17 protein-coding genes are annotated in these 15,075 nt (G+C 63.2%); 2 read left to right on the top strand and 15 right to left on the bottom strand.

Going from position 1 to position 15,075, the window contains the following annotated elements:
- Window positions 1-1,101 (bottom strand): oxygen-independent coproporphyrinogen III oxidase (gene hemN / locus DBR23_RS23945; protein ID WP_233250708.1); only part of this gene is annotated, 1,101 nt, incomplete at its 3' end.
- Window positions 1,102-1,290: 189 nt separating this feature from the next.
- Between hemN and fnr the strand changes: the two genes are divergently transcribed.
- Window positions 1,291-2,013: a fumarate/nitrate reduction transcriptional regulator Fnr gene (fnr, locus tag DBR23_RS23940; protein WP_015014806.1), complete on the top strand. Its 723-nt coding sequence runs from the start codon at window positions 1,291-1,293 to the stop codon at window positions 2,011-2,013.
- Between the two features lie 110 nt (window positions 2,014-2,123).
- On the opposite strand, the gene DBR23_RS23935 is transcribed toward fnr, so the two are convergent.
- The 9 genes from DBR23_RS23935 to DBR23_RS23895 all read right to left on the bottom strand — a co-directional run bounded on the left by DBR23_RS23935 (window position 2,124) and on the right by DBR23_RS23895 (window position 10,240).
- Window positions 2,124-2,417, bottom strand: a complete 294-nt coding sequence (locus tag DBR23_RS23935; protein WP_056064380.1) for a hypothetical protein — start codon at window positions 2,415-2,417, stop codon at window positions 2,124-2,126.
- 57 nt (window positions 2,418-2,474) lie between these two features.
- On the bottom strand, window positions 2,475-2,753 hold the full coding sequence (locus DBR23_RS23930; RefSeq protein WP_056064383.1) for a FixH family protein: 279 nt from the start codon (window positions 2,751-2,753) through the stop codon (window positions 2,475-2,477).
- A 64-nt stretch (window positions 2,754-2,817) separates the two neighbouring features.
- Complete coding sequence (gene ccoG / locus DBR23_RS23925; RefSeq protein WP_108499792.1) at window positions 2,818-4,263, bottom strand: cytochrome c oxidase accessory protein CcoG; 1,446 nt, start codon at window positions 4,261-4,263, stop codon at window positions 2,818-2,820.
- A gap of 81 nt (window positions 4,264-4,344) precedes the next feature.
- The gene (gene ccoP, locus DBR23_RS23920) at window positions 4,345-5,259 is read right to left on the bottom strand and encodes a cytochrome-c oxidase, cbb3-type subunit III (protein ID WP_056064389.1); all 915 of its coding nucleotides are present in this window, start codon (window positions 5,257-5,259) and stop codon (window positions 4,345-4,347) included.
- A 24-nt stretch (window positions 5,260-5,283) separates the two neighbouring features.
- The gene (locus DBR23_RS23915) at window positions 5,284-5,421 is read right to left on the bottom strand and encodes a CcoQ/FixQ family Cbb3-type cytochrome c oxidase assembly chaperone (RefSeq protein WP_015014811.1); all 138 of its coding nucleotides are present in this window, start codon (window positions 5,419-5,421) and stop codon (window positions 5,284-5,286) included.
- A gap of 16 nt (window positions 5,422-5,437) precedes the next feature.
- Window positions 5,438-6,070: a cytochrome-c oxidase, cbb3-type subunit II gene (ccoO, locus tag DBR23_RS23910; protein WP_056747154.1), complete on the bottom strand. Its 633-nt coding sequence runs from the start codon at window positions 6,068-6,070 to the stop codon at window positions 5,438-5,440.
- An 18-nt stretch (window positions 6,071-6,088) separates the two neighbouring features.
- Window positions 6,089-7,528: a cytochrome-c oxidase, cbb3-type subunit I gene (gene ccoN / locus DBR23_RS23905; RefSeq protein WP_056747153.1), complete on the bottom strand. Its 1,440-nt coding sequence runs from the start codon at window positions 7,526-7,528 to the stop codon at window positions 6,089-6,091.
- A 64-nt stretch (window positions 7,529-7,592) separates the two neighbouring features.
- Window positions 7,593-7,730, bottom strand: coding sequence for a cbb3-type cytochrome oxidase assembly protein CcoS (gene ccoS / locus DBR23_RS23900; RefSeq protein WP_010460651.1), 138 nt, complete (start codon window positions 7,728-7,730; stop codon window positions 7,593-7,595).
- Window positions 7,730-10,240 (bottom strand): cation-translocating P-type ATPase, encoded by a 2,511-nt coding sequence (locus tag DBR23_RS23895; RefSeq protein WP_233250709.1) that lies wholly within the window; start codon window positions 10,238-10,240, stop codon window positions 7,730-7,732. The genes ccoS and DBR23_RS23895 overlap by 1 nt, the downstream gene beginning before the upstream one ends.
- 108 nt (window positions 10,241-10,348) lie before the next feature.
- Between DBR23_RS23895 and DBR23_RS23890 the strand changes: the two genes are divergently transcribed.
- Window positions 10,349-10,792 carry a universal stress protein gene (locus DBR23_RS23890; protein WP_056747152.1) on the top strand — a complete coding sequence of 148 codons (444 nt, stop codon included), beginning with the start codon at window positions 10,349-10,351 and terminating at the stop codon, window positions 10,790-10,792.
- 122 nt (window positions 10,793-10,914) lie between these two features.
- Here DBR23_RS23890 and DBR23_RS23885 read toward each other — a convergent pair whose 3' ends face one another.
- The 5 genes from DBR23_RS23885 to DBR23_RS23865 all read right to left on the bottom strand — a co-directional run.
- Window positions 10,915-11,628, bottom strand: coding sequence for an ABC transporter ATP-binding protein (locus DBR23_RS23885; RefSeq protein WP_108499791.1), 714 nt, complete (start codon window positions 11,626-11,628; stop codon window positions 10,915-10,917).
- Entirely contained in the window at window positions 11,625-12,395 is a 771-nt protein-coding gene (locus tag DBR23_RS23880) for an ABC transporter ATP-binding protein (protein ID WP_108499790.1), read from the bottom strand. Before DBR23_RS23880 ends, DBR23_RS23885 begins: the two co-directional genes overlap by 4 nt.
- Complete coding sequence (locus DBR23_RS23875) at window positions 12,392-13,273, bottom strand: branched-chain amino acid ABC transporter permease (RefSeq protein WP_108499789.1); 882 nt, start codon at window positions 13,271-13,273, stop codon at window positions 12,392-12,394. Before DBR23_RS23875 ends, DBR23_RS23880 begins: the two co-directional genes overlap by 4 nt.
- Window positions 13,274-13,285: 12 nt before the next feature.
- Window positions 13,286-14,161 carry a branched-chain amino acid ABC transporter permease gene (locus tag DBR23_RS23870; RefSeq protein WP_057223312.1) on the bottom strand — a complete coding sequence of 292 codons (876 nt, stop codon included), beginning with the start codon at window positions 14,159-14,161 and terminating at the stop codon, window positions 13,286-13,288.
- Between the two features lie 92 nt (window positions 14,162-14,253).
- The coding region (locus DBR23_RS23865) for an ABC transporter substrate-binding protein (protein ID WP_233250707.1) at window positions 14,254-15,075 on the bottom strand (822 nt) is incomplete at its 5' end.

Genomic DNA, 15,075 nt, shown 5'->3' with positions numbered 1-15,075 from the left:
GGTCAGGGCCAGCCCGCGGACCACAGGTAGCCGCCCTTGGTCCAGGAAGTCGTAGTACTCGTCCAGCGTCTTGGAGTTCTGGCTGTAAGTCGCCCCAACCCGGCCGATGGCCGATACGCCCAGTCCAATCAGGTCGCAGTCTGGCTGCGTGCTGTAGCCCTGGAAGTTGCGGTGCAAGCGTCCCTGGCGCTTGGCCACAGCCAGTGCGTCAGTAGGCAGAGCAAAGTGGTCCATGCCCACATAGACATACCCAGCGTCCATGAACGCATCGAGTGAGCGCGAGAGCATGGACAGCTTGCTCGCGCCCGTGGGCAATTCGGCGGAGATGATGCGACGCTGTGGCTTGAAACGCTCCGGCAAGTGTGCATAGGCATACAACGCAATGCGGTCAGGCCGCAGCTGCGCCACCTGCGCCAGCGTGCGGTCAAAAGACTCTGGCGTCTGGCGCGGCAGGCCGTAGATCAGGTCCACGTTCACCGAATCAAAGCCCAGCGAGCGGGCGGACTCCACCAGTGCAAAAACCTGCTCTGCAGGCTGAATGCGGTGCACGGCCTTTTGCACTTCGGCATCAAAGTCCTGCACGCCAAAACTCAGGCGGTTAAAGCCCAATTCAGCCAGGAGCGCCAGACGCTCGGAGTTGACCGTGCGCGGATCCACTTCGATCGAGTATTCGCCCCCGGGCGCCAGCGTGAAGCTGCGCTTGAGCATGGCCATCAGCTCTCGCAAGCCCGCATCGGAGAGGAAGGTGGGCGTGCCACCGCCCAGGTGCAATTGACTCACCACCTGTCCTACGCCACAGTGCGCGGTGTGCAGGTCGATCTCGCGGCTCAGGTAGCGCAAGTAGACCTCGGCGCGGTCATGGTGTTTGGTGATGATCTTGTTGCAGGCGCAGTAGTAGCACAGGGATTCGCAAAACGGGATGTGCACGTACAGGGACAGCGGCATGGCCTTAGCCAGCGTGCCCGAACGGCGCTGTTGCAGCGCCAGCACATAATCTTCCTGACCGAAGGCCTCCACAAATCGGTCGGCCGTTGGATAGGACGTATAACGGGGCCCTGGCACGTCAAAGCGGCGCAGAAGATCTGGCGAAACAGCAGTCATGGGGAAATTTCCTTGCGTACACCTTGACTGTGCCGTAGGCTCCGGGACATGTCCTTGACCTGCATCAAGTGAACCAACAAGCGATACGGCGACAATTTGATGAAGGTCAGCCGCTCGCCCGCGCCCTGTATTCAGGTTCGTGTACGGCAAGCACGATATGCTCGACCAACAACCCAAGTCCATGTGCCTATGAACCCGCTCACCATCAAAGTCGCCTGCTCCAACTGCAACCTCCGCGAGCTGTGCATGCCCGTGGGCTTGAACGAAGAGCAGCTCCAGCGCATTGACGAGGTGGTTGCCGTCCGTCGCAAAGTCAAACGCGGAGGCACGCTGTTTCGCAATGGCGAGTCCTTCACGTCCCTGTATGCCATCCGCACCGGGTTCTTCAAGACCTGCGTGGCCACAGAAGACGGTCGCGACCAGGTCACGGGCTTTCAGATGGCGGGCGAGATCATCGGGCTCGACGGCATCGTCAATGACCACCATACCTGTGATGCGGTGGCACTTGAAGATGCTGAAGTGTGTGTCATGCCTTTCGACCGCATTGAAGAGCTGTCACGCGAAGTCACAGCCCTGCAGCACCACGTGCACAAGATCATGAGTCGCGAGATCGTGCGCGAGCACGGCGTGATGTTGCTGCTGGGCAGCATGCGTGCCGAGGAACGCCTGGCCGCCTTTTTGCTGAACCTGGTGCAGCGCCTGCATGCACGGGGCTTCTCGCAGTCGGAACTGGTGTTGCGTATGACGCGCGAAGAAATCGGCAGCTACCTCGGCCTCAAACTCGAAACGGTCAGCCGGACCTTCTCCAAGTTTGTGGAAGAAGGGATCGTGGAAGTCAAACAGCGCCATGTGCGCATTCTCGACACCGATGCCCTGCGACGCATCGTGAACAGCCAGCAGACCTGCCACTGACGACACTGACACTGAGCCACTTCCACGCGGAGGGTCGGTTCAGCACAAAGTACAACCATTTCTTGCGAAACGGCATGCAATGCATGCCCAGACAAGCAGGCGAAAAGGGCTCAGGGGCAGGACGATGTCTTGCGGCAATCGTCGGGGCGCTCCCCATCGGGCACCGGGCACCGGTTGACCTCGAACGGAGACATGGACAGCAGTGTCGTCAATGCGCTCGTGGCCATGGTGATGGCCCAAAACACAAAAAATGCGAGGGTGTACACCCCTTGCCGTGACAGCGCCAGGGGCTGGCCGAACCAGTGCAGGTCCTGGGGGTCCACCATGGCAAAAACCAGCATCTCCAGCACGCCCGCCATCAAGAAGGCGGGCCATGCAATCCACATCAGGCGTTGCGTCCACATATCGGTTCTGTCTCCTGGTGCTGCCTGGGGTCGCTGGGGGCAGCGACCGGAGGGTTGTCAGCGTGGTTGGTCTTGCACGGGGGTGGCCGCATGGTTGCGGGCCTTGAGTGCCGGTGCCAGGCTTTTCTCCGGTGCCACCAAGGTCTTATTGATCTCAATGCCCTGGCGGTAGTAATCCTCGGCCACCACCGGGTCAGGCCGAGAAATCGCCAGCCACAGCGTCACAAAGCCAGCCACGATCACGATGGCAGGCCCGGCAATCACCAGCCACACATGGCCGAACTTCCACCAGGGCACGGGAACTGCCGGTGTCGCGATGGCAGGGTTTGAAGACATGGTGCTCTACTCCTCAACAATATCGGTCAAAGTGCGGCCCTGAAAGGCCCCACCGGGATGCCGCTCAACGCGGCACAAGAAACACGGATTTTTCCGTCACGTGGGCAGCTGCCCCTACGGCCTGCACGTCAAACTGAACCGCATGCGAGCCCGACGTGGCGGAACCGTACGGAATCTGCAAACGCACGGCCACCCAGCGCGACTCTGCTGCGCCAATATCCACTTCGGCCTCGGAGGCCACCTCCAGCCCCTCCAGTCCACGCGCACTGATGCGGTAGCGCTGTTCGCCCTCCGTGGCATTCATGATCTGCAGCCGGTAAATATTCTCCAGTTTGCCCCCCGCCACAATGCGCGAGAGCGCGGCCCGGTCACGCACGACATCCACCTTCAGCGGCGTGCGCACCACCAGGCTGGCCAGCATGGCAACGCACAGTGCTACCAGCACGGCGGTGTAGATCAGCACACGGGGACGCAACACGCGACGCAGCATCTGGGACTGCGTCCAGCGCTTGGCCACGCCGTTCTGGGTGGAATAGCGGATCAGGCCACGCGGGTACTGCATCTTGTCCATCACCGTATTGCAGGCGTCCACACACAACCCGCAACCAATGCACTCATATTGCAAGCCCTTGCGGATATCGATGCCCACCGGACAGACCTGCACACATAGCGAGCAGTCAATGCAGTCGCCAAGTCCCTGGGCCTTGTAGTCAATGTTCTTCTTGCGCGGGCCGCGCTGCTCGCCACGCTCAGGGTCGTAGGTGACGATGAGCGTGTCTTTATCAAACATTGCACTCTGAAAGCGCGCATAGGGACACATGTACTTGCAGACCTGCTCGCGCATGAAGCCTGCGTTGCCGTAGGTGGCAAAACCGTAGAACAGCACCCAGAAAATCTGCCAGCCGCCTTCAAACGCCAGCAGCTCGCTGCCCAGTTCGCGGATGGGCACGAAGTACCCTACGAAAGTGAACCCAGTCCACAGGGCCACGGTGATCCACACCACCTGCTTGAGAAACTTTTTGCGGATCTTCTCGAACGTCCAGGGACCGTTGTCCAGACGGAGGCGGGCACTGCGATCGCCTTCGATCTTGTGCTCGATCCACATGAACATTTCGGTATACACCGTCTGCGGACAAGCAAAGCCACACCACAGGCGCCCTGCCACGGCGGTGAAAAGGAACAGCGACAGCGCCGAAATGATCAGAAGGCCGGTGAGATAGATGAAATCCTGCGGATAGAGCACCAGGCCAAAGATGTAGAACCTGCGAGCCCCCAGATCAAACAGCACCATCTGGCGCTGGCCCCATTCAAACCACGGCAGCCCGTAAAACACCAGCTGCGTCAGAAGCACCATGCCCCAACGCCAGCGCGCAAACAATCCGCTGATCGAGCGCGGGTAGATCTTCTTTTGCGCTTCGTACAGCGAGATGATCTCACCCGCAGAGGACGCATCGGTGGCGACTGGCGTAATCGGGATGACCTTGCGAGCAGGCTCGCTGGGTGTGCTCATGGTGTCGCTTTATGAACGGAGGACAGGCTAACTTTGAAAAGAAAACCCGGGCAGTGCCTCAAGCACCGCCCGGTGGACATATCAACGTGCAGCCACCTGCTTGTTCGACAGGCCCCACACATAGGCAGAGAGCACGCCGATCTGCGCCTCGGTCAACTTCTCGGCCTGTGCAGGCATCTGGTTGACCTTTCCGTTATTGATCATGGCCGTGATGGCAGCCTCGCCCCAGCCATGCAGCCAGATATCGTCGGTCAGATTGGGTGCACCCAGTGCCTGGTTGCCCTTGCCATCCATGCCGTGGCAGGCCGCGCAAGCCGCAAATTTGGACTTGCCCAGCGATGCACGTAGCGAGTCGTGCGGGCTACCCGACAGGCTCAACACGTAGTGCGACAGGTTGCGCACGTCTTCTGGGGTGCCCACGGCCGCTGCCATGGGGGGCATGTTGCCGATGCGGCCCTTCTCCAGCGTCTCGCGGATCTTTTCGGGTGTGCCGCCATGCAACCAGTCGTTGTCAGTCAGATTCGGGAAGCCCTTGCTGCCACGTGCATCCGAGCCGTGGCACTGCGCACAGTTGTTCATGAACAAGCGCTCGCCAATGGCATGGGCCTGCGGGTCCTTGGCCACGTCTTCGGGCTTCATGGATACAAAGCGGGCATACAGGGGCTCCAGCTCTGTCTTGGCCTTGGCCATTTCGGCTTCGTACTCCCCCTTTTGCGTCCAGTTGAGCTTGCCGGTAAAGCTGCCCAGACCTGGGTAGGCAGCCAGGTAGCCCAGGCCAAAGACGATGGTGATGACGAACAGCCACACCCACCAGCGCGGCAGGGGGTTGTTCATTTCGACCAGGTCCTCGTCCCAGACGTGGCCGGTGGTGTTGTCGGAGGTGGCAACCACCTTCTTGCGGCCTGCCATCCAAAGCAGGATGCCGCAGGCGATGATGCCGACCAGGGTCAGCGTGGTCACAAAGACCGACCAGAAATTGCTGGTGAAGTCACTCATGGGGTGTTCTCGTTCTGGTGAAGGTCAATCTGTCTCGAAAGGCAGCTGGGCTGCCTCGTCGAACCGGGCCTTGTTGCGGCCGCGGTAGGCCCAGACCCAGATGCCAATGAAGCAGGCCATCGATGCCAGGGTGGCGACGATGCGCATGGTGGTGATGTCCATGGGATATCTCCTTTGCTTACTTGAGCGCACGGCCCATGACTTGCAGGTAGGCGATGAGCGCGTCCTGCTCCGTCTTGCCCTTGACCTCGCCCGCCGCAGCAGTGATCTGCTCGTCGGTGTAAGGCACGCCCACGGTGCGCAGGGCCTTCATGCGGGGAGCCATCACTGCAGGGTCCACCTGGTTCTTTTCGAGCCAGGGGTACGCGGGCATGTTGGACTCGGGCACCACATCGCGGGGGTTGTTCAGGTGGATGCGATGCCATTCGTCGCTGTACTTGCCACCCACGCGGTGCAGGTCAGGACCCGTGCGCTTGCTGCCCCACTGGAAGGGATGGTCATACACAAACTCACCCGCCACCGAGTAGTGGCCGTAGCGCAGCGTCTCGGCGCGGAAGGGGCGGATCATCTGCGAATGGCAGTTGTAGCAACCCTCGCGGATGTAGATGTCGCGGCCCGCCAGCTGCAGGGCGTTGTAGGGCTCCACGCCCTTGACCGCCTCGGTCGTGGACTTCTGGAAGAACAGGGGCACGATCTCGACCAGACCGCCAATGGCGATCACGATCAGGATGAGCACGATCATCAGAAAGTTGTTGGTCTCCACCTTTTCATGGGAGAAACCGGTCGAAGCAGATGTGTTGTTGTTGGACATGAATGATCTCCTTCGGACTCAAGCGTGGGCCGCGTTCACAGCAGGAATGGCCACCTTGACCGAACGGCCCGAGATGGCAGTCAGCCACACGTTCCAGGCCATGACCAGCATGCCGCCCAGGTACAGCAAGCCACCCGCCACACGGATCACATAGAAGGGATAGGTGGCCTTCACGCTTTCCACGAAGGTGTAGGTCAGGGTGCCGTCGGGGTTGACCGCGCGCCACATCAGGCCCTGCATCACGCCAGCAATCCACATCGCTGCGATGTACAGCACGATGCCGATGGTGGCCATCCAGAAGTGCAGCTCGATCGCCTTGACAGAGTGCATCTTGTCCTTGCCGAACAGGCGCGGAACCAGGTAGTACAGCGAACCCATCGAGATCAGACCCACCCAGCCCAGGGCGCCGGAGTGCACGTGGCCAATGGTCCAGTCGGTGTAGTGGCTCAAGGCATTGACGGTCTTGATGGACATCATCGGGCCCTCGAACGTGGACATGCCGTAGAACGACAGCGACACGATCAGGAAGCGCAGGATGGGGTCGTCACGCAGCTTGTGCCACGCACCCGACAGGGTCATGATGCCGTTGATCATGCCGCCCCAGCTGGGGGCCAGCAGGATGAGCGAGAACACCATGCCCACCGATTGCGTCCAGTCGGGCAGCGCGGTGTAGTGCAGGTGGTGTGGGCCGGCCCACATGTAGGTGAAGATCAGCGCCCAGAAGTGGACGATCGACAGGCGGTAGCTGTACACCGGACGGCCCGCCTGCTTGGGGATGAAGTAGTACATCATGCCCAGGAAGCCAGCGGTCAGGAAGAAGCCCACCGCATTGTGGCCGTACCACCATTGCACCATGGCGTCCTGCACACCGGCATAGGCCGAGTAGCTCTTCATCATGCCCGCAGGGATGGCTGCGCTGTTCACCAGGTGCAGCAGCGCCACGGCCAGGATGAACGCACCAAAGAACCAGTTGGCCACATAGATGTGCTTGACCTTGCGGGTGCCAATGGTTCCGAAGAACACGATGGCATAGGACACCCACACCAGCGTGATCAGGATGTCGATGGGCCATTCGAGTTCAGCGTATTCCTTGCCCTGGGTGTAACCCATTGGCAGGCTGACGACCGCTGCCGCAATGACCAGCACCCAGCCCCAGAAGGTGAATGCAGCCAGGGGACCGGCAAAAAGCCGGACCTGGCAGGTGCGCTGCACCACGTAGTAGCTGGTAGCAAACAGCGCGCTGCCGCCAAAACCAAAGATCACCGCATTGGTGTGCAAAGGTCGCAAGCGGCCATAACTCAGCCACGGAATGCCAAAGTTGAGTTCTGGCCAGGCCAACTGGGCGGCGATGATGACGCCCACCAGCATGCCGACCACCCCCACCACCACGGCCAAGATAGAGAACTGCCGCACGACAGTGTCGTTGTAGTGCGCAGCATTTGTTTTTGGAAAATCCATCGGGCACCTCTTTGTATTGCAGTAAGAGTTTGTTGCAGTCACGGCTATCGGGCATTGACACAAGTCAACCGTCTCTGAGAATGCGCTCCCCCTCTTGTTCGACGCTCTCGAACTGCCCGTGGTACACCGCCCACCACAGGCCTCCCAGAATCAGGAGCACCAGCATCACGGACAAAGGAATCAGCAAATAAAGGATGTCCATCAGACAGGCTCCAGTGAGGTCTTCGAAAGATCAACGGGCGGCTGCGGCGCGCTGCCAGCCATGGGGTCGGGGCGTGCAGGCAACGCCACCGTGGGCAATGGCGCACTACTGTGCGAGCCAGGCAAGGAAGGCAGGTCGCGCGCCAGGCGCGCTGCGTTGAGCACCACCAGCAGCGAACTCAGCGCCATGCCCAGCCCGGCCAGCCAGGCGGGCATCCAGCCCAGCACCGCCAGCGGCACACACAGCGCGTTGTAGGCGGCTGCCCACCACAGGTTCTGCCGCACCACGCGCAGCGTGCGGCGGGCCAGCAGCACGGTTTGCGGCACCAGCGCCAGGCTGTCGCCCAGCACCACAAAGTCCGCCCGGGACTGCGCCAGCGGCACGGCACGGCCAAAGGCAAAAGAGACATGGGCCCCCGCAAGCACCGGGCCGTCATTGAGGCCATCGCCCACCATGGCCACGTGGTGTCCTTGCGACTGCAGTGCCTGCAGCGCGGCCAGCTTGCCCTGCGGAGTGCACTCGCCCTTGGCATGGGCAATGCCCGCTTGCGTGGCCACCCGTTGCACCGCGCCCCGGCGGTCGCCCGACAGCAATTGCACGGCCACGCCATCCTGCTGCAGGGCCTGCACCACGGCCGACGCCTCGGCCCGCAGGTCCTCCACCAGGTCGAAGCGGGCCAGCTCAATCAGGACTCCATCTGCCGCTTGTTCAGAGAGCACGACTTGCAGCGCTGCACCGCCAGCATCGTTGGCAACGCCCGCGTGGCGGGCCGAGCCCAGGCGGATCGTGCGAGCAACTGCGGCCCCGGTGGTGTCCTCCACGGTAGCAGTCAGCCCCTGCCCTGCATCCTCTTGCAGACCCGTCACCTGCCAACGCCCCAACGGCAGCTGCTGTGCAGAAGCCGCCGCAGCCAAGGCCCGCGAAGCCGGGTGCATGGACTGGCGCGCGAGCGCTGCGGCCAAGTCCAGCGCCTCTTCTGCGCTGCAACCGCCCGCAGGATGCACCGCTTGCAGCGCCATACCGTCGCGGGTCAGCGTACCGGTCTTGTCAAACACCATGGTGTCCACCTGGGCCAGCGCCTCCAGCCCCTGCAGATTGCGCACCAGCACGCCGTGGCGCGCCAGCGTGCCTGCCGCCGTGAGCATGGCCACCGGGGTGGCCAGCGACAACGCGCACGGGCAGGTGACGATGAGCACTGCCACCGCCACCATCAGCGCATGCCCGGGGTCCGACGGCCACCAGTAGGCAGCCGCCAGCGCCGCCGCCAGCAACACGGCGACCAGAAAAGGCCGTGCAATGCGGTCCGCCAGCTGCGCCAGCCGTGGCTTTTGCAGCGATGCGCTCTCCATCAGTGCCACGATCTGCGCAAAGCGGGTTTGCCCACCCGTGCCTTCCACCAGCACCTCGACCGGCGCCTGCAGGTTGTAGCTGCCCGCCGTCACGGCGCTGCCAACAGGGCGTGCAACGGGTGTGGATTCGCCCGTCAGCAAAGCCTCATCGGCGTGGGTGCTGCCTGCTGTGATGCGGCCGTCGGCGGGAAACGCCTCGCCGGGCAGCACACGGATGGTGTCCCCCACCACAATGCGCCGCGTGGCCACGCGGGTGAAGCTGCCATCCGCCGCGCGCCGCTCCACACTGTCGGGCAGGCGGTTCATCACGGCCTCCAGCGCACCCGCCGTGCGATCCCGCAGGCGCAGCTCCAGCCAGCGGCCGGTGAGCAGGAAGAACACGAACATGGTCAAGGAGTCGTAGTACACCTCCTTGCCAAAGATGCCTGCAGGGTCAAAAGTGCCAGCGGTGCTGACCACGAACGTGATGGCCATGCCCAACGCCACGGGCAGGTCCATGCTGACGCGGCGCAGGCGAATGTCGCGCAGCGCGCTGGTAAAAAATGGACCGCAGGAAAACACCACCATGGGCAGCGTGATGACCCAGGAGGCCCAGCGCAACAGCTGCTCCATCTCGCCCGACAGGTCGCCCGGCTGTGCCACGTAGGCGGGCCACGCATACATCATCACCTGCATCATGCAAAAGCCCGCCACCAGCCAGCGCCACAGCGCACGGCGGCTCTCGCGCAGGCGCTGGTCGCGCGCAAACGCATCCATGGCGGGCATGGCACGGTAACCCGCGTGGCGCACGGCCTCCATCCACTGCGACGGCAATACCCGGCCAGGCTGCCACACCACACGGGCCCGGCGCGTAGCGGCGCTCACATCGGCTTGCAGCACGCCGGGCACGGCCCGCAGGGCGTCTTCGATCGTGAGGGCACAGGCCGCGCAGTGCATGCCCTCCAGCACCACATGGGAGTCCCATGCGGTGGCTGCACCGTCGGCCGTTGCAGGGTCGGTGGCGCCACCTGGCAAGGGGCTACCGGCAGGGGTGCAGGGTCGGCCGAACGCCAGCCATTCCTGGGGGTCATCCAGCAGCTCTACCCGCTGCGGCGGCAACGGATCTGCCACGCTGTCAGAAGGATGCACCGCAGAAGAAGCCGGCGCACCGGGTTGAAACATGGACATGGTTCAAGCCTATCTGTGGGGCATGACAACTACATTGACCTGGATCAAGCCCCGGAACATGATTCATCCTAAGCTTGTTCCATCACTTTGAGGAGCCCTTTTATGTACAAACGCATCCTGATCGCTACAGACGGATCCCCCCTGTCGGACAAAGCGGTGGAACATGGCCTGTCCCTGGCCGCACTGACCGGCGCCACCGTAGTCGCCCTCAAGGTGGTGCCCCGCTACCCCCGCAGCTACTTTGAAGGCGGCATGCCGGTGGACATGAACGACGTCAAACGCATCGAAGCCCAGTGGGGCGATGCCGCACAGGCCATGGTCGATGGCGTGAAAGCCCAGGGCGGCGCACAAGGCGTGACCGTGAAGGCCGTGGTCGCCAAGTCCGACTTGGTGGCCGAAGCCGTGATTGCTGCCGCCAAGAAGCACAAGTGCGACCTGATCGTGATGGCATCGCACGGCCGCAAGGGCCTCAAGCGCCTGCTGCTGGGCAGCGAAACGCAGCATGTGCTGACGCATTCGCACATCCCTGTGCTGGTGCTTCGTTAAGCATCAAAACAGCTGCTAGCGCTAGTACAACATGCGCCAGTAGCTATTGAATATATAGCAGAACACCGAGCAGGCGTGCAGCCTCCTCGGTGTTCTTCATTGAAGGCTGGGTGCCCTGTGGCTCAGTGGTTGCCCAGGTAAAGCTGCGCCATGCGCTCATCGGCCAGCAGCCCCTGCGCCGGGCCTTGCAGCACGCAGCGCCCCTGGTCCAGGATGTAGCCCTGCTGGCTGATCTGCAGCGCCTGGCGCGCGCGCTGCTCCCCCATCAACACCGCCACGCCTGCGGCGGGCAGCTTTTGCACCATGTCAAACACCTTGCCCACCAGCGAGGGCGCCAGCGCTGCCGTGGGCTCGTCCAGCACCATGATGCGCGGCGATGGCATGAGGGCCCGCGCAAAGGCGAGCTGCTGGCGCTCGCCGCCCGAGAGGTTGCTGGCGGGCTGAGGCAAACGTTCCACCAGCGCCGGAAAGTCGGCCAGCACCTCGTCCATGCGGCGCTTGATGTTTGCCACGCCGCGCACCACCAACAGGTTCTCGCGCACGGTGAGCGACGGGAACACATTGGCCACCTGCGGCACGTAGGCCAGCCCTGCGTCAAAGCGGTCTTCGGCCGACAAGGCCGTGATGTCGCGCCCACCCAGGTGGATGGTGCCCGCCACCCGTGGCAACAGGCCCAGCAGCGCCTTCACCAGCGTGGATTTGCCCGCACCGTTGGTGCCCGCAATGGTCACGATCTCGCCCGGCGCCACGGCCAGGTCAATGCCGTGGATGATGTCCACCTCGGAATACCCGCCGCGCAATTGCGCGATCTGCAGCAAGTTGTTTGCGCCGCTCATACCACCCCTCCCATGTAGGCTTCCTGCACACGCGGGTCGTCCAGCACCGTGTGCGGGTCACCCTCGGCCAGGATGGAGCCCCGGTCCATCACGATCATGCGATTGGACAGCGACTTGAGCGCCTGCAGGTGGTGCTCGATCACGACGAACGCAATGCCCTGCCCGTTCAGCTCGCGCACGTGGTCACAGATCTCTTCGATCAGCACCGGGTTCACCCCGGCAAACGGCTCGTCCAGCAAGATGCAGCGCGGGTCGAGCATCAGCACCCGGCCCAGCTCCACCAGCTTCTTCTGCCCGCCCGACAAGCCCCCCGCCTTCACATCGCGCACCCGCGCCAGGTTCAAAAACTGGAGGACGCGGTCCGCCTTGGCAGACAACTGCGCCTCGTGCTCGCGCAGACTGCGCGTCTGGAAGAAGGCATTCACCAGCCGCTCCCCCTGCGGGTTGGCGGCGGCAGCCATCAGGTTCTCGTGCACCGTGAGGCTCTTGAACTCGCGCGGAATCTGGAACGTGCGCACCAGCCCCAGCCGCGCGCGGCGGTAGGGGGGCATGCGGGTGATGTCCTGCCCCTCAAACTGGATCTGCCCCGCATCCGCTGGCTGCTGCCCGGCAATGGCCGCAAACAGTGTGCTTTTGCCCGCACCGTTGGTGCCTGCAATGCCCAGAATCTCACCTGCGTTCAATTGCAGCGACACACCGTCCACCGCCTTGAAGCCGCCAAACTGCCGCGTGACGGCATCAACCTTCAGCATCGTTGTTGCGGTCATTGGTTTTTGCCTCCAAACAGGCCGTTGGGCTTGTACAGGGTGACCACGATCAGCGCCAGGCCCACCGCAGCCAAACGCAGGCTGGCCATGCCAACTTCTGACACGCCCGGCACCCAGTCCTTGGCAAAACGCGAGCCCTCCAGAAACACCATGAGCAGCAGCGAGCCAAACACCGCACCACGCACCGTGCCCGAGCCGCCCATCACCAGCCCCATCCACACATAGAACGTGATGAGCGGGATGAACTGCTCTGGCGTGATGAAGGTGATGAAGTGCGCATAGAACGCCCCCGCCACGCCAGCCAGCGCCGCCCCCAGCATGAACACCTGCACCTTGAACCAGGCCGGGTCCTTGCCCAGGGCCGACAACGCGGGCTCATCGTCGCCAATGGCCTTGAGCAGCCGCCCAAACGGGCTGGCCGCCAGGCGCACCGTGCCCCAGGCCACCACAGCAACCACCGCCAGCAGCGTGGCAAAAATCGCCATGTCCGACACACCGCTGCCCCAGGACGCAAACAGCTTGGGCAAGCCGGGCAAGCCCTGCACGCCCTTGGTCAGCCAGCTTTCTTGCTGGATGGAGATGCGCACCGCCTCCGAAAAGCCCAGCGTCACGATGGCCAGGTAGTCATCGCGCAAGCGCAGCGACAGCAGGCCAATGGGCAGCGCCAGCAAGCCCGAGAGCACAGCCGCCGCCACAAAACACAGCACCAGCGGCACGCCTTGCAGCGCCAGCAGGCCCGAGGTGTAGGCGCCCACGGCAAAGAACGCCACGACGCCAAAGTTGACCAACCGGGTCAGGCCGAACTGCAGGTTCAGCCCCAGGGCCAGCAGGCAGTAGATCAGCGCAACGATGCCAATGGCACACAGGTAAGCAATCATCGGTCGAACTCCTTACCGCACCAGTTGCACGCGGCCCATGATGCCCGCCGGGCGCACCAGTAGCACCAGCGCCAACACCACAAACGACAGCACCAGCTTGTACGACGGGCCCATCAGTGGCACCGCCAGCTCTTGCGCCACGCACAGCAGCAGCGCACCCAGCACCGCGCCCACCGGGCTGCCAATGCCGCCCAGCACCATGGCCGCGAAGGCAGGAATCAGGCTCTCCCACCCCATCTCGGGGCTGACCACGGCCTTCATGCCCAGCAGTACGCCACCCAGCGAGGACAAGGCCCCCACCAGCAGCCACAAACTCAGCATCAACCCATTGGCGCGGATGCCGCTGGCCCGCGCCAGGTCCGCACTGTCGGCCACGGCGCGCAGCTGGCGGCCAAAGCTGGTGCGGTAGATCAGCACAAACACCACCAGCAGGCAAACGGCGGCCACCGCCGCAATGGCCAGGTCGGTGGGCAACACGCGAATGCCGCCAAAGTTCCAGGCGCGCACCAGGGGCAGGTCAAACGTGCGCTGGTCATGCCCGGCAAAAAAGCCGATCAGGCTGCGCAGCAAAAACCCGAGGCCAATGGCCGCGAGCATGGACGACACCATGGGCCGCCCGGCCAGCTTGCGAAAGATCAGCGTGTACGAGCCCGCCGACACCACGGCCGTGACCACCATGCTGATGAGCGCCGCAGCCCACAGCGGCCAGCCCCCCAGCAGCTGCACCGCCACGGCAGCGTAGGCGCCGGTGGTGAGCATGTCGCCCGTGGCTGCGTTGGGAAAGCGGTTGACGCCCATCACCAGGGTCATGGCCAGGGCAGGCAGTGCCACCACCAGGCCTTCGATCAATCCGTTGATCAGCAGGTTTACAAAGTCGATCCAGGTCATTGCGTCATTCCGTCATCCCATGCACATCTGCGCTGTGCGCCGCAAAAAAATGCCCGGGGCCTGCACCTGGCAGGCGCACCGGGCGCGGTCCATCACATCGTGATGGACACCACGTCGCGCCGCACCAGCTGGCCCTTTTCGATGATGAACACGCCAAAGTCCGGCGTCACATCGCCCGCCTTGTCAAAGTCCAGCTTGCTCGATGCGCCTTCGTAGTTCACCTTGGCCTTTTTGGCCAGTTGCGCCTTGCCTTCGGCAAAGGTGAACACGGCCGTGCCGGGGGCGTTGGAGACATCGCGCATCTTGGCGTTGATCTGCTCTACCGTGGCCTTGGGACCAGCAGCCTCCATGGCCAACGCCAGCGAGATCACCATGTCGTACGCCATGGCGGCGTAGATGTTGGTGGAGGCCGCCTTGCCCGTGGCCTTGGTGAAGGCGGCATCAAACTGGGCATATGAAGCGCTCTTTTCGTTGGACACCGTGTCCACCGAAATGATGCCTTCACACACCTCTGCGCCCAGGGCCTTCACCAGGTCGGGGTTGGCCGCCCAGCCGGGGATGATCCACTTGGTGTCGGCACCGGACTGGAACCACTCGCGCAGGATGATGGTGGTGTCGGGCAGGTACGAGCCCATCACGATCACATCGGGCTTGGCCGCCAGAATCTTCTGCAGCTCGCTGCGGTAGCTGGGGCGGCTGGGTTCGTAGGTGACATGGGCCGCCACCTTGCCGCCGCGTTTCTCCCAGGCCTTGGTGAAGCCTTCCACGTTGCCCAGGCCGGACGCGTTGTTGAACGCCATCGTGGCCGGGCGCTTGAAGCCGCGCTTGGTGCAGATCTCGGCAAAGGCCGCGCCAAAGCGGTCGTTGGTGGCCTGAAAGCGCCACACCAAGTCCTTGGTGTCCAGCGTGGAAAT

This window comes from Acidovorax sp. HMWF018, assembly GCF_003061035.1.
Classification (GTDB): Bacteria; Pseudomonadota; Gammaproteobacteria; order Burkholderiales; family Burkholderiaceae_C; genus Acidovorax; species Acidovorax delafieldii.
This window is presented reverse-complemented; position numbering and strand designations above follow the sequence as displayed.